Raw genomic sequence first — 20,085 nt, forward strand, 5'->3', positions numbered from 1 at the left:
TCACACCGGTTCCGTCTGCCGCTCGGGCCGGTCCGGCTGCTCGGGCCGCTCGGGCTCCGTCCCGGGCTCCCGCGACAGCCGCCCCGGCCACCACACCTTGCGTCCCAGCGCCACGCTCGCGCTGGTCACGAGATAGGTGCGGACGAGGAACGTGTCCAGCAGCACCCCCACCGCGATCACGAAGCCCAGCTCGACGAGTTGGACGAGCCCCATGTTCGTCAGCACGGCGAAGGTCGCGGCGAGGACGAGGCCGGCGGACGCGATGACCCCGCCGGTCGTCCGCAGCGCGGTCAGCGCCGCGGCGACGGGATCGGTGCCGCGCATGGACTCCTCCCGCATCCGGTGCATGAGGAAGATGCCGTAGTCGACCCCGAGGGCTACCAGGAACACGAAGGACAGCAGCCCCAGCCCCGGATCCGTGCCCTCGAAGCCGAACACCGGCCCGAACACCAGCCCGCCCAGGCCGAGCGCCGCACCCCACACCGCGACCACGGCGGCGACGAGCATCAGCGGCGCGACGAGCGAGCGCAGCAGCACGATCAGGACGAGCAGGACGGAGACGAGGACGATCGGCACGACGATGAGCCGGTCGCGGGCGTTGGTGTCCACGAGGTCGATCTGCTGGGCGCTCGGCCCGCCGACGTAGGAGCCGGCCAGCCGGTCCCGCAGTGCCTCGATGGTCGCCGTCTCGGCGGTGGACTGCGGCGGCGCGGCGGCGGTCACCGCGATCTCCGTCCAGCCTTCTGCGGTCCGGCCCTTGCGTGCCTCGGCGACGCCGTCCGTGTCCCGGATCGCGGCGAGGGTGGCGTCGGCCCGGCCGGCCGGGGTCAGCACGTCGATGGGCTGGGCGGACTGCTCGGGGAAGGCCTCGGCCAGCGTCTGCATGGCGACGACCGACTCGGGCCGGTCGACGAAGGAGTCCTGCTGCTTGACCGCGCCGGGCAGGTTCAGCACGCCCAGCGCGAGGGCGCCGAGCAGCACGGCGCCGGCCGCCAGGACGGTCCGCGGACGCCGTCCGGCCGAGGTGCCCATCGCGGCGAACAGCGACCGGCGGACCTTGGGTGTGCTGCCGTAGGCGGGCACCAGCGGCCAGAACACCCGGCGGCCCAGCAGGACGAGGAGCGCGGGCAGCAGCGTGAGCATCGTGACGAGCGCGCACAGCACCCCCACCGTGCCCAGCGGGCCCATGCCCCGGTTGGAGTTGAGGTCGGCGGCGAGCAGGCACAGCAGTCCGGCGGCGACGGTCCCGGAGGAGGCGAGCACGGCGGGACCGCAGCCGCGCAGCGCCGCCCGCATGGCGTCGTACGGCCGCTCCACGCGCCGCAGTTCCTCCCGGTAGCGGGAGACGAGCAACAGCGCGTAGTCCGTCCCCGCACCGAAGACGAGGATGGTCATGATGCCCGAGCTCTGCCCCGACACCGAGGTGCCGAAGCCCTGGTTGAGGCCGTAGGCGACGCCCATGGACAGGTAGTCGGCGATCCCGGCCGCGGCGAGCGGCACCAGCCACAGCACCGGGCTGCGGTAGATGAGGATCAGCAGGACGGCGACGACACCGACGGTGGTGTAGAGCAGCGGCCCGCCGAGCGAGTCGTAGACCTTGCTCGCGTCGGTGGCCAGCGCCCCCGTCCCGCCCACCTCGACGGTCAACCCGCCCTCGCTGTGGGCGACTTCCCGTACGTTCTCGACGAAGGCGTCCCGCTTCTCCTCGTCGGTGCCGGGCTCGTTGGTGGCGACCGGGTACATGAGCGTGGTGCCGTCGGCGGACGGGACGCCTCGCGGGGCCCCGGTCAGCGCGTGGTCCCCGGCGATCTCGGCGACCTGCTCCCGGGCCGTGGTCCGGTCGGCGGCGGTCAGCCCGCCGTCGCGGTGGTAGACCAGCACCAGCTCGGTGCTCTCACCGCCGGGCAACTGCTCCTGGAGCCTGGCGACCCTGGTCGAGTCGGCGCTCGCCGGCAGGTAGTCGGTGACCCGGTCGTGCTGTACGTCGGCGAGCTTGGCGGCGAACGGCGAGGCGAACGCGAGTATGCCCACCCACAGTGCGAGCACCACCCAGGGGATGGCGCTGCGCCGGCCCTTCGTCTTCCCGGTCCCCATGAAATCTCCGGCCCCCATGAAACGGGCCTCCCTTCGGCACGGCTGTCTGGTTGCGCTCTCCAGACTTCCGGCCCGCGGCGGGCGGATCGTCGCGCGTGAGGGCGAGTTCGGGAGTACTGCCGGGGGTGACCGGACGGGGGGACTACTCCCCGGGGAGTATCAGGACGGTGTCCGGGCCGCCACCAGCAACCGGGTCACGTCCTCCGCGCGGATCGTCAGGGCCGCGCCCACCGTCGTGAGGACCTCTCGTTCGGCCGGGGTGTACGGGCCGTCCGCGAGGGCGATGCGGGCGCCCTGGAGCAGGATCGATTCGCGGCCCACCGCGGCGAGGTGCGGGGCGAGCGGGTCGAGTGCCTCGTGGAGCTCTATGGCCAGTCCCGGGCCGTACGGTTCGCCGTGGTTCTGGCCGGTGTCGGAGGCGAGGGCGGCGACGAGCGCGGCGAGCTGTTCCTCCGTGCAGTCGGCGAAGCCGGCCGCCCGCACCGCGCCCGCCGCCGTCTCCAGGGACGTACGGGCGCAGGCGCCGCCCGCGGACAGGACCGCGAGGGCGACGGTGTGGACGGCGTCGCGGAGCATCGCCGAGAAGCGGATGGTGGTGGGGTGGTCGAGGACGTCGGTGCCGAAGTGACGGCGGCAGGCCGCGCACTCGACGACCGGGCCGGTCTCGCCGCGTGGCACGACCGGCATGCCGAGGAGGGTGAAGCGGCGCTGGCCGGTCAGCCGCTGGTAGTTGCGGTCGCCGCCGCAGCCCGGGCAGAAGAACTCGCCGTCGCCCGCGGGTGTCCACGCGGTACGGGTACCCAGGATGCGGGCAAGCCCGGTGACACGGCCGTCACGTCCCCGTTCTGGCAGCACGTCGCACCTCCGTAACCCCGCGGCAACATCGCCGCACGCCTCCGTGATGTTAGCCACATCCATGAGGTGTAGTCAGCACCCAGGACGAGACCTTCCCGTTACCTCCACCGGGGCGTGGCCGATATACGACGGGGCCCCGGCCGCCGTATACAGCGGTCGGGGCCCCGAAAGTCCCGGTCAGGCCGGTCAGCGGGTCGCGCGGTTGACGGCGGAGACGACCGCCTTCAGCGACGCACGCGTCGTGTTCGCGTCGATGCCGATCCCCCACAGGATCTTGTCGTCGATCGCGCATTCGATGTAGGAGGCGGCCTGCGCGGAGGCGCCCTCGCTCATCGTGTGCTCCTGGTAGTCGAGCAGGCGCACGTCGATGCCGACGGACTCCAGGGCGTTGAAGAAGGCCGAGATCGGGCCGTTGCCGGAGCCGGTCAGGACGGTGTCCTCGCCGTCGACCGTGGCCTCGACGGTCAGGGTGTCGACGCCGTCGGTGTCGGTCGTGGACTGGCCCGTGCGGACCTGGATACGGCCCCAGGGGTTCTCCGGGTTCGGCAGGTACTCGTCCTGGAAGACCCCCCAGATGGCGCCGCCGGTGACCTCGCCGCCCTCGGCGTCCGTCTTCGCCTGGATGAGCTTGGAGAACTCGATCTGCATCCGGCGGGGCAGGTCCAGCTTGTGGTCGTTCTTCAGGACGTACGCGATACCGCCCTTGCCGGACTGCGAGTTGACGCGGATGACGGCCTCGTAGGAGCGGCCGACGTCCTTCGGGTCGATCGGCAGGTACGGGACCGCCCACTCGATGTCGTCGACGGTGACGCCCTTGGCGGCCGCGTCGGCCTCCATCGCGTCGAAGCCCTTCTTGATGGCGTCCTGGTGGGAGCCGGAGAAGGACGTGTAGACCAGGTCGCCCACGTACGGGTGGCGCGGGTGGACCTCCATCTGGTTGCAGTACTCCCACGTGCGACGGATCTCGTCGATGTCGGAGAAGTCGATCTGCGGGTCGACGCCCTGGGAGAACAGGTTCATGCCCAGGGTGACCAGGTCGACGTTGCCGGTGCGCTCGCCCTGCCCGAACAGACAGCCCTCGACGCGGTCGGCGCCGGCCATCAGCGCCAGCTCGGCGGCGGCGACGGCCGTACCGCGGTCGTTGTGCGGGTGGACGGAGATGACGACGTGCTCGCGGCGGGAGATGTTCCGGCTCATCCACTCGAAGCGGTCGGCGTGGGTGGAGGGCGTGGAGCGCTCGACGGTGGCCGGCAGGTTCAGGATGATCTCGCGGCCCGGGCCGGGCTGCCAGACGTCCATGACGGCCTCGCAGACCTCCAGGGCGAAGTCCAGCTCGGTGTCGGTGAAGATCTCGGGGCTGTACTGGTAGCCGAACTCCGTCTCGGGGCCCAGCAGCTTCTCCGCGTACTCGACGACCAGACGGGTGCCGTCGACGGCGATCTGCTTGATGTCGTCCTTGGAGCCGCGGAAGACGACCCGGCGGAACACGGGTGCCGTGGCGTTGTACAGGTGGACGGTCGCCCGCTTGGCGCCCTTCAGGGACTCCACGGTCCGCTCGATCAGGTCCTCGCGGGCCTGGGTCAGTACGGAGATCGTCACGTCGTCCGGGATCGCGCCCTCTTCCTCGACGATCGAGCGCACGAAGTCGAAGTCGGTCTGGCCGGAGGCCGGGAAGCCGACCTCGATCTCCTTGTAGCCCATCGCGACCAGCTGGTCGAACATCCGGCGCTTGCGCTCGGGCGACATGGGGTCGATCAGGGCCTGGTTGCCGTCACGCAGGTCGGTGGAGAGCCAGCGAGGGGCGACGGTGATCCGCTTGTCGGGCCAGGTGCGGTCGGGGATGTCGACCTGGTCGTACTGTCCGTACTTGTGGATCGGCATGTGACTGGGCTGCTGGCGGTTCGCCATGATGCGGTGGCTCCTCGGGGTGACCGGAGATTGTCCGGACGGAAGGACGGCCGACGCGCAACACCAAGCACCGCGGGGAGGGGGTCGGCCTCGACTACAGGCCCTCGCCGCGGCAGCTAAGGAGAAGCAGCCCGAAATGCATAGTGCTCCGCAGCCTAGCCGAGCCGCTTCCGTCACGCGGGACCGTTCCAGTATGCGGGACCGACGGGAGGAACCACAGGAAAAGGTACAGAACGTGCGCCACGCCACTCGACCCCCCTCCGCCATAGCATCCGGCGTCGCGGGTCGAGCCCCTTTGTCACCGTATTTCACCAATCATGGTTGCCGGTGGTGACAGCGGTATGACGCAGTGCAAAGGTGCCGGACATGACGACTCACGGGGGCTTCGAGCCCGTCTTCTGCACCGTCGTACCGCCGCACGTCCTCGACCGGCTGGCGCGGAACGACAACCCCGCTCTCTCCGGTCCCGCCCGGCGCACCATCCTGCGCGACAGCGAGCTGCGCGCCCTGCGCCAGGTGAACACCGAGTACGGCCTGCTGGCCGCCCCGACGGTGAAAGCGCCGTCGGACCAGCCGCTGCGCACCCTCTACGACGCCGAGCACGGCACCTCCCTGCCCGGCACCAAGGTCCGCGCCGAGGGCCAGGACCCCGGACAGGACGCCACCGTCAACCGCGCCTACTCCGGGCTCGGCGCCACCTTCGACCTCTATCTGAAGGCCTACCAGCGCCACTCGATCGACGGCGACGGCCTGCCCCTCGACGCCACCGTCCACTACGACGAGGGCTACAACAACGCCTTCTGGAACGGCGAGCAGATGGTGTTCGGCGACGGCGACGGCGAGATCTTCGTCGACTTCACCAACTCCATCGACGTGATCGGGCACGAGCTCACCCACGGCGTCACGCAGTACACGGCGAACCTGACCTACAACGGCCAGCCGGGCGCCCTCAACGAGTCGATGTCCGACGTCTTCGGCTCGCTCATCAAGCAGTACTCGCTCGGCCAGACCGCCGCCGAGGCCGACTGGCTGATCGGCGCGGGCCTGCTCGCCCCGGACGTCACCGGCACCGCCCTGCGCTCCATGAAGGCGCCGGGCACCGCGTACGACGACGACGTCCTCGGCAAGGACCCGCAGCCCGCGACGATGGACGAGTACGTCCGCACCGGCCGCGACAACGGCGGCGTCCACATCAACTCCGGCATCCCCAACCACGCGTTCTACCTGGCCGCCACCGCCCTCGGCGGCTACGCCTGGGAGAAGGCAGGCCAGCTCTGGTACGACGTCCTGACCGGCGGCGAGCTCTCCGAGCGGGCCTTCTTCAGCGACTTCGCCAAGCTGACGGTGAAGGCCGCGCGCGAGCGCTTCGGCAGCGGCGGGGAGGAACTCCAGGCCGTGGAGAAGGCGTGGGAGCAGGTGGGGGTGCGGATTCTCTGAGTCCGTAATAGACAGGGACCCATGCGTATTCAGGTGAGTCGCACGGGCGGGTTCGCGGGCATCGAGCGCCGTGCCGAGGTCGACACCTCGGGACGGCCCGACGCCCCCGAGTGGCACGCCCTGGCCGAGCGGGCGGTCGCCGCCGGCCGGGGCGCGCCTCCGGTCGGCGTACCGGACGGCTTCAGCTACGAGATCACCGTGGACGGCAGGACGGTGCACGCGGCCGATCCCCGGCTCACGGAGGAGCAGCGCGAGCTGATCTCGCGGGTCCTGAAGGAAGGCGCCTGAGGGGGCGCGCGGGGGCTTGCGAAGAGCTCGCGGGAGGGTCATAACTGGCAGTTCACGCCGGGACGTTGACTTCCTTACCCAGCGGTAAGCATGATCCCGCCCATGGCGAACGATCCGCGCGACGCGGCGAACCCGATGCCCCGGTTCCCGGCAGACTTCCTGTGGGGCGTGTCCACCTCCGCGCATCAGATCGAGGGCGCGGCGGAGCTCCGCGAACCTTCGGTCTGGGACACCTTCACCGCCGTGCCGGGACGGGTGAAGGACGGCTCCACGGCGGCGGTGGCCTGCGACCACTACCACCGCTACCCCGAGGACGTGGCGCTCCTGTCGGGCCTGGGCGTGGACGCCTACCGCTTCTCGGTCTCATGGCCGAGGGTGGACTCGCCCGGCGGTCTCGACTTCTACGACCGGCTCGTCGACGAGCTGTGCGCGGCCGGCGTACGCCCGGTCCCCACCCTCTTCCACTGGGACCTGCCGGCCCGGCTCGACTGGCTGGAGCGGGACACGGCGGCCCGGTTCGCCGAGTACGTGTCGGTGGTCGCCGGGCGTCTCGGCGACCGCGTGCGGAAGTGGATCACCATCAACGAGCCCGCCGAGCACACCCTGCTGGGGCACGCCCTCGGCACCCACGCGCCCGGCAGGCAGCTGCTGTTCGACGCGCTCCCGGCCGCCCACCACCAGTTGCTGGGGCACGGCCTCGCCGTCCAGGCGCTGCGCGCGGCCGGGGCCACGGACATCGGCATCGCCAACTCCCACGGCCCGACCTGGCCGGCCTCCCGGGAACCGGCCGACATCGAGGCGGCGGCCTTCTACGACGTCCTGCTGAACCGGCTGTTCGCGGAGCCGATCCTGCTGGGCGAATACCCGGAAGGCCTCGGCGAGTTGATGCCGGGAGACGTGCAGGCCGACCTCAAGGTGATCTCGGAGCCGCTCGACTGGTACGGGATCAACTACTACGCCCCGACGAAGGTGGGCGCCCCCCAGGGCACGGAGATCGAGTTCGGCGGCATCCGCATGCCGGCCGAACTGCCCTTCTCCGTCCAGCAGATAGAGGACGTCCCGGTGACGGACTTCGGCTGGCCGGTCGTCCCCGAGGGCCTGACGGAACTCCTCACCACCTTCCGCGACCGCTACGGCGACCGGCTCCCCCCGGTCGTCATCACCGAGAACGGATGCAGTTACGAGGGCGTGGACGACCAGGAGCGCATCGCCTACCTGGACGGCCATCTCCGGGCCCTGCACCGGGCGGTCGAGGCGGGCGTCGACGTGCGCGGCTACTTCGTGTGGTCGCTGCTCGACAACTTCGAGTGGGCGGAGGGGTACGAGCGCCGCTTCGGCCTGGTCCACGTGGACTTCGAGACCCAGGAGCGGACCCCGAAGGCGTCGTACGCCTGGCTGCGGGACGTCCTGCGGGCCCAGAGATGACGACGGCGGACAGGGCTCCGGCGGCCGCCGCCCTGGCCGAGCCCGTCGAGCGGGTGGGCCGGGGCTGGACGTCGGCCCTGTCCCTCGCCAACGGGGCGATCTGGGTGGGCTGGTACGGCCCCCTCCAGATCCTGCTGGCCTCCCAGGCCGAGGACTTCGCACCCGGCTCGGGCATGTCGAAGGAGACGATGCTGGCCTGGGTGACGGGCGTGGGCGCGGTGGCGTCCCTGGCCGCGAACCCCCTCTTCGGCGCGCTGTCGGACCGCACGACCTCCCGCCGGGGCCGCCGTACGCCGTGGATCGTGGCGGGAACGGCGGGCGGCGCCCTCTCCCTGCTGCTGCTCGCGGGAGCGCACGGGGTCTGGACCATGGCGGCGGGCTGGTGCCTGGTCCAGCTCACGCTGAACGCGGCCTTCGCGGCGGTGACGGCCGCCGTCCCCGACCGGGTCCCCCGGCTCCAACGGGGCTCGGTGGGCGGCTGGTTGGGCGCGGCCCAGATCCTGGGCGTGGTCGGCGGCACCGGACTCGCGACGGCCGCCGGGGGCGTCGGCGCGGGATACGTGGCGTGCGCGGTGTTCACGACGCTCGGCGTGCTGCCCTACGTGCTGCGGTACGAGGATCTGCGGCTGGCGGCGGCGGACCGGCCGGCCTGGTCCTGGCGGGGCTTCGCGGCCGGGTTCTGGCTGAGCCCGCGCACCTACCCCGACCTGGGCTGGGCATGGCTCACCCGCTTCCTGATGAACCTGAGCAACGCGCTGGTGCTGCTCTACCTCCTCTACTACCTGCGCGACCGCCTGCACCACTCCGACCCCGAACAGGGCGTGCTGATCCTGACGGCGGTGAACGGGCTGACGCTGCTCGCCACGGTGGTCGTCGGGGGCGCGTGGTCGGACCGGGTCGGCAGGCGCAAGCCGTTCGTCATCTGGTCGGGCGTGCTGATGGCGGTGGCGACGGCGGGACTGGCGCTCTGGCAGACCTGGCCGGGGGCGATCGTCGCGGCGGCGGTGCTGGGCATCGGCTTCGGCGTGTTCACGTCGGTCGACTTCGCGCTGATGACGGACGTGCTGCCGAAGGCCGGCGACCGGGGCAAGGACCTGGGCGTCATCAACGTGGCCAACGCCCTGCCCCAGGTCGCGGCCCCCGTCCTCGCCGCGCCGATCGTGACCTACCTGGGCGGCTACCGGGTGCTGTACCTGGTGGCGGCGGTGGTCGGGCTGGCGGGGGCGGTGCTGGTGGGCCGGATCCGGGGGGTGGACTGACCGTCAGAGGACTCCGGCGTCCCGGGCCGCCCAGACGCTCGGATAGAGGGGCCGGAAGCCGAGGTCACGGCGGATGCGCTGGGTGGACATGATCCCGAACCACGGGTCGGGATCGGTCCGGGTGCGCAGCTCGTCGGGCACCTCGACGCCGTTGAGCTGGTGCAGCTCGACCGCGGTCACCGGGGCGTCGTCGGCGATGTTGTAGACCGGGCTCGTGACGCCCGGCGCGTACAGCAGACGCAGCAGGCCCTGGGCGACGTCCGCGTGGTGGGCCATCTGGAGCCGCTGGGTTCCCGCCCAGTGCGCGGCCCAGCGCAACGACTGGGCGAGATGCGGATCGCCCTCGCCGTAGACGAACGGCAGCCGGCCGACGCGCACCTCCATGCCCTCCGACGCGAGGAGCTCCCGCTCGGCCGCCGCCTTCGACTCGGCGTAGGCGCCCCACATCTCGCCGCCGGGCCGGATCTCGTCCTCCTCGGTCAGTGGGCGGCCCCGCCCCACGCCGTACACGATCCCCGTGCTGACCTGCACGAACCGCTTGACGCCTGCGGCCAGCGCGGCGCTGCCGAGTGCCACCGCCGCGTCCCGGTTGACGGCCCACGCCTCCTCGTCCGGCACCCCGCGGAAGGACGCCGCGACATTCACGACCGCGTCCACCCCGGCCACCGCCTTGCCGAGCGCCTCCGCGTCCCGCAGATCCCCGGTCAGCACCTCGGCGCCCAGCTCCGCGAACCGCTCCGCGCGGGCGGCGTCACGCACCAGCACCCGCACCTTCCCCGGTCCCGCCTGCGCCAGCAGCCTCGGCACGAAACGCCGTCCGACCTGCCCTGTCGTACCCGTCACCAGTGTCAACATCGTCGTCCGCTCCATTCGGTCTGGTCCCTCCACCCTCGGGCGGAGCCGCGGCGGCCGGGAGAGACCCGTCGATCAGGGGATCGGCAGTCCCTGGATACGAGCGGCGGAATGCCGCAGCCTGGAGGGGTGAACCGAGCCGAACTCGCCGACTTCCTGCGCCGCGAACGGGCCCGTCTGACCCCCTCCGACGTGGGGCTGACGGCGGGCGCCCGCCGTCGCACGTCCGGGCTGCGCCGCGAGGAGGTGGCCCAGCTGGTGGGGATGTCGGTGGACTACTACACGCGGCTGGAGCAGGCCCGGGGGCCGCGCCCGTCCCGCCAGATGCTGACGGCGCTGGCCCGCGCGCTGCGGCTGACCGCCGACGAGCGCGACCATCTGTTCCATCTGACCGGCGAGGAGCCGCCGCGCCGGGAGACGGCGTCGACCCACGTCGCGCCCGGGCTGATGCTGATCCTGGACCGCCTGGACGACACCTCGGCGCAGGTGGTGACCGACTGCGGGGAGGTGCTGGCCCAGAACGCGATGGCCCGTGCGCTGACCCGCGATGTCATGTCCCGCCCCCGGCGGGCGCGGAACCTGGCCCGCGTGTACTTCCTGGACCCGGACGCGCGCGAAATGTTCCCGGAGGAGGACCGGGCGGGCCACGCCCGCGCCCATGTGGCCAATCTGCGCGCGGTGGCCGCCGCCCGTCCCGACGACCCGGAACCGGCCGCGCTGGTCGCCGAACTGCGCGCCGGCAGCGAGGAGTTCGCCCGCCTCTGGGACGAGCACCAGGTGTCCCTGCGGCACAAGGCGACGAAACGCTTCCTGCACCCGCTGGTCGGCCTGCTGGACCTGGACTGCGAGGTCCTGCTCAGCCACGAGCACCGCCAGCTGCTGATCATCCACACGGCCCGCCCGGGCACGGACTCCTACGAGCGGCTCCGACTGCTCCGGGTGGTGGGGCTCCAGGACATGTCCCCGCAGCCGACGCCCCTCGACGGATGAGCTGGAGGACGAGCTAGAACCCCAGCTTGCGCAGCTGCTTCGGGTCGCGCTGCCAGTCCTTCGCCACCTTCACGTGCAGGTCGAGGAAGACCGGCGTGCCCAGCAGCGCTTCGATCTGCTTGCGGGACTTGATGCCCACGTCCTTCAGGCGCTTGCCCTTGGGGCCGATGATGATGCCCTTCTGGCTGGTGCGCTCGATGTAGATGTTCGCGTGGATGTCGAGGAGCGGCTTGTCGGCCGGACGGTCCTCGCGCGGGAGCATCTCCTCGACGACCACCGCGATGGAGTGCGGGAGCTCGTCGCGTACGCCTTCCAGCGCCGCCTCGCGGATCAGCTCGGCGACCATCACCTGCTCGGGCTCGTCCGTCAGGTCGCCCTCGGGGTAGAGCGGCGGGCTCTCCGGGAGCATCGGGGCGAGCAGGTCCGCCAGCAGCCCGACCTGCTGGTCGCCGACCGCCGAGACCGGCACGATCTCCGCCCACTCGAACCCCAGCTCCTTGCCGAGCTGGTCGATCGCGATGAGCTGCTCGGCGAGCGTCTTGGAGTCCACGAGGTCGGTCTTCGTCACGACCGCGACCTTCGGGGTCCGCTTGATCCCGGCCAGCTCCTTGGCGATGAAGCGGTCGCCGGGGCCCAGCTTCTCGTTGGCCGGCAGGCAGAAGCCGATGACGTCGACCTCGGCCCAGGTGGCGCGCACGACGTCGTTGAGCCGCTCGCCGAGCAGGGTGCGCGGCTTGTGCAGGCCCGGGGTGTCGACCAGGATCAACTGGGCGTCAGGGCGGTGCACGATGCCCCGTACCGTGTGCCGGGTGGTCTGTGGACGGTTCGAGGTGATCGCCACCTTCTTCCCGACCAGAGCGTTCGTGAGGGTGGACTTGCCCGCGTTGGGACGGCCCACGAAGCAGGCGAAGCCGGCGCGGTGGGGGGCCTCGGCCGACTGCTCGGATGACTGGTTACGGACGCTCATGGGCCCCATTCTCCCTGATCCACGGAGCCCCGCCGCACACACGAGCGGCAGTGCCCTCCCTCGTGAGCTCCCGGAAACCTCCACGCAACGAAACGTCATGGAAACACACCTGTACGCGACCCGAAACCGGAACCCGTGAACCTCTGACGAGCCCCCGCATCGTTGGAGACCCCCGTGACTCTGGCCGCCGCCCATGCGAACACCGGCGACACCGCCTGGCTGCTCGCCGCCACCGCCCTCGTCCTGCTGATGACCCCGGGCCTGGCCCTCTTCTACGGCGGCATGGTCCGCACGAAGAGCGTCCTCAACATGCTCATGATGAGCTTCGTGTCGATCGCGCTGGTCACGGTGGTGTGGCTGACGGCCGGCTACTCGCTCGCGTTCGGCGACGACGTCGGGGGCGGGCTGATCGGCGGGCTGGAGCACGCCGGGATGGCGGACCTCGGCCCGGACAGCGTGCAGGGCACGGTCCCCACCCTCCTGTTCGCCACCTTCCAGCTCACCTTCGCGATCATCACGGCCGCCCTGATCAGCGGCGCCATCGCGGACCGGGCGAAGTTCGGCGCGTGGCTGGTCTTCGTACCGGTCTGGGCACTCCTCGTATACGTTCCCGTCGCGCACTGGGTGTGGGGCCCCGGCGGCTGGATCCTCGACCGGCTCGGCGCCCTCGACTTCGCCGGCGGTCTCCCCGTCGAGATCACCTCGGGTGCCTCGGGACTGGCGTTGTGCCTGGTCCTGGGCCCGCGGCTGGGCTTCAAGAAGGACGCGATGCGTCCGCACAACCTTCCCATGGTGATGCTGGGCGCGGGTCTGCTCTGGTTCGGCTGGTTCGGCTTCAACGCGGGCTCCGCCCTGGGCGCGAACGGGCTGGCGGCCGCCGCCTTCCTCAACACCATGGCCGCCGGCTGCACCGGCCTGCTCGGCTGGCTGTTCGTCGAGCAGAAGCGCGACGGCCACCCGACGACGCTGGGCGCGGCGTCCGGCGCGGTCGCGGGCCTGGTGGCCATCACACCGTCCTGCGGCTCGGTCTCCCTGCTCGGCGCGCTGGCCGTCGGCCTCACGGCCGGTGTCGTCTGCTCCTACGCCGTGGCCTGGAAGTTCCGGTTCGACTACGACGACTCCCTCGACGTGGTCGGGGTCCACCTGGTCGGCGGGGTCATCGGCACGCTCCTCATCGGCGTCTTCGCGGTGGACGCCATGACCGGCGGCGCCGAGGGCCTGCTCTACGGCGGCGGGCTCGCCCAGCTCGGCAGGCAGCTGGTCGCCGTGATCGTCGTCGGGGCGTACGCCTTCACCGTCACGTACGGCATCGGCAGGGTTCTCGACAAGACGATCGGCCTGCGCGCGCACGAGGACCACGAGCACACCGGCCTGGACCTTACGGTGCACGCCGAGACGGCATACGATCACGGCGTCCTGGGCCACGGCGCCCCGGTCGGCTCGCACTCCGCCCTCTCCGCCCAGAAGGTCAAGCCACAGGAATGAAGCTCATCACCGCGATCGTCAAGCCCTACCGCCTCGACGAGGTCAAGACGGCCCTCCAGGAGCTCGGCGTGCACGGCCTGACCGTGACCGAGGCCAGCGGCTACGGCCGGCAGCGCGGCCACACCGAGGTGTACCGGGGCGCCGAGTACCAGGTCGACCTCGTGCCCAAGGTGCGGATCGAGGTCGTCGTCGACGACGCCGCGTCCGATGCCGTGATCGACGCGGTGGTGCTGGCCGCGCGGACCGGGAAGATCGGGGACGGGAAGGTCTGGGCCGTGCCGGTCGAGACGGTCGTGCGGGTGCGGACGGGCGAGCGGGGGCCCGACGCGCTTTAACCTCCGGCGGTCCGGCTGAGTTTCGGCTGCGGGTCCGTGGGGGCTTGTCGCGCCCCGCGGCGGAGCCGCAGAATGTCAGCGCCCCGCGCCCCTTCAGAGCGCGTTCGCCGGCGTCTGATCAGCAGCCAGACGCCTGCTCCGACCCCGGCCGCCAGCAAGGCCGCCACCAGCCAGGGCACCGCCACGAAGGACGCTTTCGCCGACTCCTCGGTGCCCTTGGCGGTCGCGGTCAGCCTGACGTCGGTCCAGTCGAGCTGGGGGGCGTCGCCCCAGCGTTCGGTGAGGCGGACGCGCTGGCCCGGGAGGAGCTGGGAGGGGAGCTTCTTCAGATCCCGGGTCAGGAGCGTACGGCCGAACAGGCCGCTGGCCTTCAGCTCCACCTTCGGTGCGAGGGTGACGTTGCCGGTGTTGTGCAGGGTGTAGGAGATCGTCGCCGTGCTGTCGCCGAGGCCGGGGATCAGCGGCTGGCCGTGGCTGATCTCGACGTTCTCGACGGCGAGCGCGGGCAGTGTGGGCCCGCCGACCTGGAGGTAGACCCGGGCGCCGACGGCCCGCTGGACGCCCAGCGCGACCCCGCCGTCACCCTGTTCGACCCGTTCGTCGAGGGCCACGATCGCCCCCGGATGGTCGCCCGGCTCGGCGCCCTCGGGCACCCGGACGGTGAACGGCACGGTGACCGTCGCGCGGCCGGGCACGGTGACCCGGTCCTTCGGCAGCTCGGCCCACGCGCCCACGCCGCGCATCTTCTCGCCGAGCGACTTCACGGCGAACCCGCCGTCGCGCGCGGTGTTGTAGGCGTCGGCCGCGTACAGCCGGAAGGTGAGGGGCTCGTCCGTCTTGTTGGCGACGACGACCTCGTCCTCGATCGTCTGGCCGGGATCGGCCGAGACATAGAAGTAGGGCCGCGCGGCGACGGCCGAGGAGACGGGATAGACCGACCAGCTGCCGTTGTCGGCGGCGCGGGCGGGGGTCGCGAGCGTCAGGAACAACAGCAGCGGCAGGAGGAGGACGTACGGCTTGCGCATGGGTGCGGACCCCCGGCGAACGGGTCCCGGCCGGCGGGTCCCGGTCGGCGGGCCCCGACGAACGGGCTTGGACGGTGGGGCGGACGGGCGGGTGCGGACCTGTGGGGCGGGCGCCCGGCCACCGGTGGACGTGGTGCGTACGCTCAGGTGAGCGTGAGGGTCAGGACGCCGGCGTAGCTGCCCGGAGGCGTGAACGACGGTACGTCGAGGGACAGTCGGGCGTCGGTGGTGAACTCACCACCGGTGGCCGTGCCGTCGGGCGTGGACGCCAGGGTCGCCCCCGCGGCGCCGATCGTGCCCGCCGAACCGGCCTGACAGGTGCTCGGGCTGCCCGCCTTGGTCGTGCACGCGGGCGTCCAGCTCAGCTTGCCGGCGTCGATCTTGGCGCCGGGGCCGCTGAAGTCGGTGACCTTGCCGGTCAGGGACCAGCCCGCGGGCCCGCCGCGGAAGTCCTTGACGGTCACGGTCTGCAGCGCGCCGGTCGAGGCCCCGCCCTGGCCGAAGTCGACCGCGGACAGCTGGACGGCGTCCCCGGCCTGGGACATCGACAGCGTGCCCGCCCGGACCGTGGTGGTCACCTTCTGGCTGCCCTCCGGTACGGGCTGGTCGTCGATGACGACGTACGCGACCGGTCCGGCACCGAGGTCCGAGCTCCACGCGCCGCCCTCGTACGCCACGACACCGGTCGTGGTGAGGTCGCTGACGACGAGCGAGCCCGAGATGCCGCCCTGCGCGTCCGCGGTCACGGTCGCCGTGTCCGCGGTCTGGGCGGACGCGGAGCGCCCGGCCAGCGTGACGCTCGCGCCCGCGGTGAAGCCGCTGCCGGTGACGGCGACGGCCGCGCCCGGGCTTCCGGAGGCCGAACCCAGCGAGATCGCGCGGGTGTTGGCCGGCGGGTTGTCGGCGGCCGTGACGGTCTCCGACACCGGGGCGGGCGGGTTGGTCACCGTGCAGGGGGTGTCCAGCTCCAGGATGTAGCTGGTGTGGATGTTGTAGTCACCGGGCGAGAGGGTGATCGCGCCGGGCGTGGTGACCGTGAAGGTGCCGGTCATGGAGAACGACGGGAAGGCGCCCTTGCCGGGCACCGGGTCGTTCTTCTTCGGCCCCGTGACCGTGACGCTGCCGGTCTGCGCACCGCCGAGGGTGACCTTGCCCGTCGGCGTCATGATGTCGGCCGGCAGGGCGAGGTCGGTGGGGTTGCTCGCGGCGGGCGTGACCACCGTGTACGTGACGGCGACGGTGTCGCCGACGTCGGGAGTGGTGTTGTCCACCGTGATCTTCGCGGTGGTCGTGCCGTCGATCGGCGGGAGGCCCGCGATGGCCGGCGGGATGCAGTGCGTGGGGTAGTCCACGTTGGACGCGGCGCCGGCCGGGGCCGCCAGCGCCCCTCCGGCGGTGACCGCGAGCGCGGTCGCCCCGAGCAGCGACGCCCAGCGCCGTCTTCGGGAACCTCGGGTGCTTCCGGAACTTCGGGGTGAACCCATGTTGCCCCCTCCTCCAGGGTGCGGGCGCAGCGGCTCTTCTGCGCCGACAGGGGGCATTGAGATGCGGATCGCACGAGAAGTCAATGGACATCACGCGGTGAACTGATGGGCCGTCAGCTTCCTGGCGCAGCCGGGAAACCGACGGCCTGTCGGCTCAGTTTCCAACCGCTATCAGCTGAACACGAACGGACCCGGCGTCTGCGTCGCGCTCGTCGTACAGGTGACGGTGATCCCGAAGACGACCATCTTCAGGGAGCCGCCGTAGAAGTTCAGGCTGTCACCCGAGGCCACGGTCCCGTTGAGCGGACCGACCGTGATCGTGGAGCCGGCCGGCATGGCGGGGTTCACCGTGCCGGAGAAGACCCTCGCGGAACCGGTCGAGTTCGCCATCGTGAGCGTGGAACTGATGCTGTTCGCGCCGATCGAGATCGGCGTGGTGATCGCGGTGGACGTGAGCTTGAGGGTGGCGGCCGTGCCCGTCTGGGTGGCCGTGAGGGTGGCTGCGCCGCCTCCGAAGAGACCGCAACTGGCGGTGACGTTCGCCGTCAGCGGGGTGACGGCGACAGCCGAGGGCGCGAGGGCCAGTCCGGTGACCGCGAGGGCCCCGACCAGCATTGCCGCACCTGATCCGATTCGCTTGCCTCTCATGGGATCCGCTCCCTTCCCGAGTACGGGAATCCATGTGGGGGGTGGATGGACGGGAGATACCGGCGGACCACCGCCCGGGAGGGATGGGTGCGGACACCCTGCCCGGGTTCAGATCTGACGGTCGGGTCCGATGATCAGGCCTGACGGTCGAATCTGACGGTCCGTCGGAACTTGCGGTTCCATTGATGCGCGAGCGATACGAGAACGGCAAGGTTGAAATCCGGCCTACCTCCGGCCGGCCCCCTCGACGAGCCGCTTCCGGCTCCCGTCAGCCCGCGGAGAGGGTGAGCCGAACCGTCCCGTCCGGGGAGGCCACCAGCACCGGCGTCCCCGCCCCGCCGAGATCCCGTACGGCGGCCAGATCCGCCTCGGCGGCCGCCTCCGACGAGGTCACCACGGCCGCCGCCTCCAGGGACTCCGCCCCCGAGGCCACCGCCATGGCCACCGCCGTCTGGAGCGCGCTCAACCGCAGCGACGGCAGATCCACCGTCCCCGCGACATACGTACGTCCGGTCTCGTCCCGTACGGCGGCCCCCTCGGGCACACCGTTGCGGGCCCGCGCGGAACGGGCCAGGGTGACGATCTTGCGGTCCTCGGGATCGAGCACGTTGCTGTCGGTCATGCCCCGAGCATACGAAGAACCGATGCGCTCACCGCGTCTGCCCTGCGCGTTCGCGTGACGGGTGGTGCCGCCACCACCGGCAGGGACGACTCCCCGGCCGTTGCGATGGCCGGAAGGGCGCGGGCCGCGCGGCCGCGGAGGGCTCAGGGCCGGTCGAGCCGCAGCCGTTCGGCCCGCGGCAGACCGGCGACCACCAGATCGTAGGAGTCCTCGACGAGTTCCCGGACCAGCCGGTCAGGGAGCTCCCCGTCGACCGTCACCGTGTTCCAGTGCCGCTTGTTCATGTGCCACCCGGGGACGATCAGCCCCTCGTGCTCACCGCGCAGGCGCACCGCGTCGTCCGGGTCGCACTTGAGGTTCACCGTCAGGGGCCGCGCGTCCAGGGTCGTCAGGGCGAACAGCTTGCCGCCGACCTTGAACACCGAGATCTCCGGCCGGAAGGGGAAGTCCTCCACGACCGCGTTGAAGGAGAGACACAAGGCACGCAGTTGCTGAGGTGTCACTCCATCACTCCATCACTCGGCCACTCGGTCATGCGGTCACTCGGTCACTCGGTCACGCGGTCACGCGGTCACGCGGAACCGTGGCTCCGGCGGGGACCCCGTCATTCGGGTTTCGTCTCGTCCTCCGGCCGGTCCGCCGGTTTCACCGGCTCGACCAGCACTGTGACGATCTTGTTCCGGCGGCCGGCCGCGGTCTCCGCCGTCAGCCGCAGCGCGCGCCCGTCCGGCAGGTCGACCACGCTCGACGCCCCGGCGATGGGCACCCGGCCCAGGGCCTTGGCGAGCAGCCCGCCGACGGTCTCCACGTCCTCGTCGTCGTACTCCTCGATGCCGTACAGCTCGCCGAGGTCGGTGATGTCGAGGCGGGCGGTGACCCGGTGCCGGTCGTCGCCGAGCTCCTCCACGGGCGGGAGTTCACGGTCGTACTCGTCGGTGATCTCGCCGACGATCTCCTCGAGGATGTCCTCGATGGTGACGATGCCGGCCGTGCCGCCGTACTCGTCGATGACGACGGCGACGTGGTTGCGGTCCTGCTGCATCTCCCGCAGCAGGTCACCGGCGTTCTTGGTGTCGGGGACGAAGGCGGCGGGCCGCATCGCCGTCGACACCAGCTCGCCCTCGGCGTCCCGGTTGATGTGCGTCTTGCGGACCAGGTCCTTCAGATACACGATGCCGACGATGTCGTCCTCGTTCTCGCCGGTCACCGGTATGCGGGAGAAACCGGAGCGCAGGGCGAGGGTCAGGGCCTGGCGGATGGTCTTGTACCGCTCGATGACGACGAGGTCGGTCCTCGGGACCATGACCTCGCGTACGAGGGTGTCGCCGAGCTCGAAGACGGAGTGCACCATGCGGCGCTCGTCGTCCTCGATCAGGGACTCCTTCTCGGCGAGGTCGACCAGCGCGCGCAGCTCCGCCTCGGAGGCGAACGGGCCCCGGCGGAAACCCTTGCCGGGGGTCAGCGCGTTGCCGATGAGGATCAGGAGCGACGGGATGGGGCCCATGATCCGCGCCAGCGGAAGCAGTACGTACGCGGCCGCCGTCGCGGTGTTCAGCGGGTGCTGGCGGCCGATGGTGCGCGGGGACACGCCCACGGCGACGTACGACACGAGGACCATCACGCCGATCGCCGCGAACAGGGCCGGAGTCGTGCCGTCGATCTGCTGGAGGCAGGCGTAGGTGACCAGCGCGGCGGCCGCCATCTCGCAGGCGACGCGGACCAGCAGCGCCACGTTCAGATAGCGGGTGGGGTCGGCGGCGATCTGCGCCAGCTTGGCGCTGCCCCGCCGGCCGGAACGCACGGCTTCCTCGGCGCGGAAGCTGGAGACGCGCGCGAGGCCCGCCTCCGCGCAGGCGGCGAGCCAGGCGACGACGACCAGCGCGATCGCGCCGGCGACGAGGGTCGGACTCATGAGACGGTCGGGGCCGGGGACGGGCCGGTCAGGCCCTTCTCCGCACGCCAGCCGTCGACGATGGCGGCCTGCAGACCGAACATCTCGGCCTTCTCGTCGGCCTCCTCGTGGTCGTAGCCCAGCAGGTGCAGCACCCCGTGGACGGCGAGCAGTTGGAGCTCCTCGTCCATGGAGTGCTGCGTCGGCGCCTCCGTGCCCTGCCGGGCGGCGACCTCGGGGCAGAGCACGATGTCGCCGAGGAGGCCCTGCGGGGGCTCGTCGTCGTCCTTCGACGGCGGACGCAGCTCGTCCATCGGGAAGGACATGACGTCCGTCGGCCCCGGCAGGTCCATCCACTGGATGTGCAACTGCTCCATGGCGTCGGCGTCCACGACGATCACCGAGAGCTCGGAGAGCGGGTGGATGCGCATCCGCGCGAGCGCGTAGCGGGCGATGTCGAGGATCGCCTGCTCGTCGACCTCGGTTCCGGACTCGTTGTTGACGTCGATCGACATGGTGC

At 71.4% G+C, this 20,085-nt stretch carries 19 protein-coding genes; 7 read left to right on the forward strand and 12 right to left on the reverse strand.

Annotation, left to right across the window (positions count from 1 at the left end):
• The 3 genes from ABT070_RS03045 to leuA form a co-directional block, all read right to left on the reverse strand.
• Entirely contained in the window at positions 1 to 2,094 is a 2,094-nt protein-coding gene (locus ABT070_RS03045; RefSeq protein ID WP_351754429.1) for an MMPL family transporter, read from the reverse strand.
• Positions 2,095 to 2,253: 159 nt separating this feature from the next.
• Complete coding sequence (locus tag ABT070_RS03050) at positions 2,254 to 2,949, reverse strand: TerB family tellurite resistance protein (RefSeq protein WP_351753776.1); 696 nt, start codon at positions 2,947 to 2,949, stop codon at positions 2,254 to 2,256.
• 186 nt (positions 2,950 to 3,135) lie between these two features.
• The gene (leuA, locus tag ABT070_RS03055) at positions 3,136 to 4,857 is read right to left on the reverse strand and encodes a 2-isopropylmalate synthase (protein WP_351753778.1); all 1,722 of its coding nucleotides are present in this window, start codon (positions 4,855 to 4,857) and stop codon (positions 3,136 to 3,138) included.
• Positions 4,858 to 5,409: 552 nt separating this feature from the next.
• Between leuA and ABT070_RS03060 the strand changes: the two genes are divergently transcribed.
• From ABT070_RS03060 to ABT070_RS03075, 4 genes are all read left to right on the forward strand, one after another.
• The gene (locus ABT070_RS03060) at positions 5,410 to 6,294 is read left to right on the forward strand and encodes a M4 family metallopeptidase (protein ID WP_451099393.1); all 885 of its coding nucleotides are present in this window, start codon (positions 5,410 to 5,412) and stop codon (positions 6,292 to 6,294) included.
• Positions 6,295 to 6,315: 21 nt separating this feature from the next.
• Complete coding sequence (locus tag ABT070_RS03065) at positions 6,316 to 6,582, forward strand: protealysin inhibitor emfourin (protein WP_351753784.1); 267 nt, start codon at positions 6,316 to 6,318, stop codon at positions 6,580 to 6,582.
• Positions 6,583 to 6,684: 102 nt separating this feature from the next.
• Positions 6,685 to 8,007 (forward strand): GH1 family beta-glucosidase, encoded by a 1,323-nt coding sequence (locus ABT070_RS03070; protein ID WP_351753787.1) that lies wholly within the window; start codon positions 6,685 to 6,687, stop codon positions 8,005 to 8,007.
• Positions 8,004 to 9,266 (forward strand): MFS transporter, encoded by a 1,263-nt coding sequence (locus ABT070_RS03075; RefSeq protein WP_351753790.1) that lies wholly within the window; start codon positions 8,004 to 8,006, stop codon positions 9,264 to 9,266. Before ABT070_RS03070 ends, ABT070_RS03075 begins: the two co-directional genes overlap by 4 nt.
• A gap of 3 nt (positions 9,267 to 9,269) precedes the next feature.
• Here the strand turns inward: ABT070_RS03075 and ABT070_RS03080 are convergent, their stop codons facing one another.
• Positions 9,270 to 10,121, reverse strand: coding sequence for an NAD-dependent epimerase/dehydratase family protein (locus tag ABT070_RS03080; protein WP_351753792.1), 852 nt, complete (start codon positions 10,119 to 10,121; stop codon positions 9,270 to 9,272).
• Between the two features lie 126 nt (positions 10,122 to 10,247).
• Here ABT070_RS03080 and ABT070_RS03085 point away from each other — a divergent pair, with 126 nt between their 5' ends.
• The gene (locus ABT070_RS03085) at positions 10,248 to 11,108 is read left to right on the forward strand and encodes a helix-turn-helix transcriptional regulator (RefSeq protein WP_351753793.1); all 861 of its coding nucleotides are present in this window, start codon (positions 10,248 to 10,250) and stop codon (positions 11,106 to 11,108) included.
• 13 nt (positions 11,109 to 11,121) lie between these two features.
• Here ABT070_RS03085 and era read toward each other — a convergent pair whose 3' ends face one another.
• Positions 11,122 to 12,075 (reverse strand): GTPase Era, encoded by a 954-nt coding sequence (era, locus tag ABT070_RS03090; protein ID WP_351753796.1) that lies wholly within the window; start codon positions 12,073 to 12,075, stop codon positions 11,122 to 11,124.
• Positions 12,076 to 12,249: 174 nt separating this feature from the next.
• On the opposite strand from era, the gene ABT070_RS03095 reads away from it, so the two are divergent.
• Together ABT070_RS03095 and ABT070_RS03100 are read left to right on the forward strand one after the other, a co-directional pair.
• Entirely contained in the window at positions 12,250 to 13,560 is a 1,311-nt protein-coding gene (locus tag ABT070_RS03095; protein ID WP_351753799.1) for an ammonium transporter, read from the forward strand.
• Positions 13,557 to 13,895: a P-II family nitrogen regulator gene (locus tag ABT070_RS03100; protein WP_351753802.1), complete on the forward strand. Its 339-nt coding sequence runs from the start codon at positions 13,557 to 13,559 to the stop codon at positions 13,893 to 13,895. Before ABT070_RS03095 ends, ABT070_RS03100 begins: the two co-directional genes overlap by 4 nt.
• Here the strand turns inward: ABT070_RS03100 and ABT070_RS03105 are convergent.
• The 7 genes from ABT070_RS03105 to ybeY all read right to left on the reverse strand — a co-directional run bounded on the left by ABT070_RS03105 (position 13,892) and on the right by ybeY (position 20,080).
• Entirely contained in the window at positions 13,892 to 14,920 is a 1,029-nt protein-coding gene (locus ABT070_RS03105) for a WxL protein peptidoglycan domain-containing protein (protein WP_351753804.1), read from the reverse strand. The two genes, ABT070_RS03100 and ABT070_RS03105, sit on opposite strands and share 4 nt — an antisense overlap.
• 143 nt (positions 14,921 to 15,063) lie before the next feature.
• A complete protein-coding gene (locus ABT070_RS03110; RefSeq protein WP_351753806.1) occupies positions 15,064 to 16,404 on the reverse strand; it encodes a beta-xylosidase in 1,341 nt (446 codons plus the stop codon).
• Between the two features lie 171 nt (positions 16,405 to 16,575).
• The gene (locus ABT070_RS03115; RefSeq protein ID WP_351753809.1) at positions 16,576 to 17,052 is read right to left on the reverse strand and encodes a hypothetical protein; all 477 of its coding nucleotides are present in this window, start codon (positions 17,050 to 17,052) and stop codon (positions 16,576 to 16,578) included.
• Positions 17,053 to 17,320: 268 nt separating this feature from the next.
• Positions 17,321 to 17,674 carry a cytidine deaminase-like protein gene (locus ABT070_RS03120; protein WP_351753811.1) on the reverse strand — a complete coding sequence of 118 codons (354 nt, stop codon included), beginning with the start codon at positions 17,672 to 17,674 and terminating at the stop codon, positions 17,321 to 17,323.
• Positions 17,675 to 17,817: 143 nt separating this feature from the next.
• Positions 17,818 to 18,177, reverse strand: coding sequence for an MmcQ/YjbR family DNA-binding protein (locus tag ABT070_RS03125; RefSeq protein ID WP_351753813.1), 360 nt, complete (start codon positions 18,175 to 18,177; stop codon positions 17,818 to 17,820).
• A 101-nt stretch (positions 18,178 to 18,278) separates the two neighbouring features.
• Positions 18,279 to 19,586 (reverse strand): hemolysin family protein, encoded by a 1,308-nt coding sequence (locus ABT070_RS03130; RefSeq protein ID WP_351753816.1) that lies wholly within the window; start codon positions 19,584 to 19,586, stop codon positions 18,279 to 18,281.
• A complete protein-coding gene (ybeY, locus tag ABT070_RS03135; protein ID WP_351753819.1) occupies positions 19,583 to 20,080 on the reverse strand; it encodes an rRNA maturation RNase YbeY in 498 nt (165 codons plus the stop codon). The genes ABT070_RS03130 and ybeY overlap by 4 nt, the downstream gene beginning before the upstream one ends.
• Positions 20,081 to 20,085: the final 5 nt, after the last annotated feature.

Origin of the sequence: Streptomyces sp. NPDC002884 (genome assembly GCF_040295245.1) — a bacterium.
Classification (GTDB): Bacteria; Actinomycetota; Actinomycetes; order Streptomycetales; family Streptomycetaceae; genus Streptomyces.

Coding starts and splice junctions, on each gene's coding strand:
- ybeY (WP_351753819.1), bottom strand. CDS start 20,080: ATGTCGATCGACGTCAACAACGAGTCCGGAACCGAGGTCGACGAGCAG.
- ABT070_RS03045 (WP_351754429.1), bottom strand. CDS start 2,094: ATGGGGACCGGGAAGACGAAGGGCCGGCGCAGCGCCATCCCCTGGGTG.
- ABT070_RS03115 (WP_351753809.1), bottom strand. CDS start 17,052: ATGAGAGGCAAGCGAATCGGATCAGGTGCGGCAATGCTGGTCGGGGCC.
- ABT070_RS03070 (WP_351753787.1), top strand. CDS start 6,685: ATGGCGAACGATCCGCGCGACGCGGCGAACCCGATGCCCCGGTTCCCG.
- leuA (WP_351753778.1), bottom strand. CDS start 4,857: ATGGCGAACCGCCAGCAGCCCAGTCACATGCCGATCCACAAGTACGGA.
- ABT070_RS03080 (WP_351753792.1), bottom strand. CDS start 10,121: ATGTTGACACTGGTGACGGGTACGACAGGGCAGGTCGGACGGCGTTTC.
- ABT070_RS03100 (WP_351753802.1), top strand. CDS start 13,557: ATGAAGCTCATCACCGCGATCGTCAAGCCCTACCGCCTCGACGAGGTC.
- ABT070_RS03075 (WP_351753790.1), top strand. CDS start 8,004: ATGACGACGGCGGACAGGGCTCCGGCGGCCGCCGCCCTGGCCGAGCCC.
- ABT070_RS03110 (WP_351753806.1), bottom strand. CDS start 16,404: ATGGGTTCACCCCGAAGTTCCGGAAGCACCCGAGGTTCCCGAAGACGG.
- ABT070_RS03120 (WP_351753811.1), bottom strand. CDS start 17,674: ATGACCGACAGCAACGTGCTCGATCCCGAGGACCGCAAGATCGTCACC.
- era (WP_351753796.1), bottom strand. CDS start 12,075: ATGAGCGTCCGTAACCAGTCATCCGAGCAGTCGGCCGAGGCCCCCCAC.
- ABT070_RS03065 (WP_351753784.1), top strand. CDS start 6,316: ATGCGTATTCAGGTGAGTCGCACGGGCGGGTTCGCGGGCATCGAGCGC.
- ABT070_RS03105 (WP_351753804.1), bottom strand. CDS start 14,920: ATGCGCAAGCCGTACGTCCTCCTCCTGCCGCTGCTGTTGTTCCTGACG.
- ABT070_RS03130 (WP_351753816.1), bottom strand. CDS start 19,586: ATGAGTCCGACCCTCGTCGCCGGCGCGATCGCGCTGGTCGTCGTCGCC.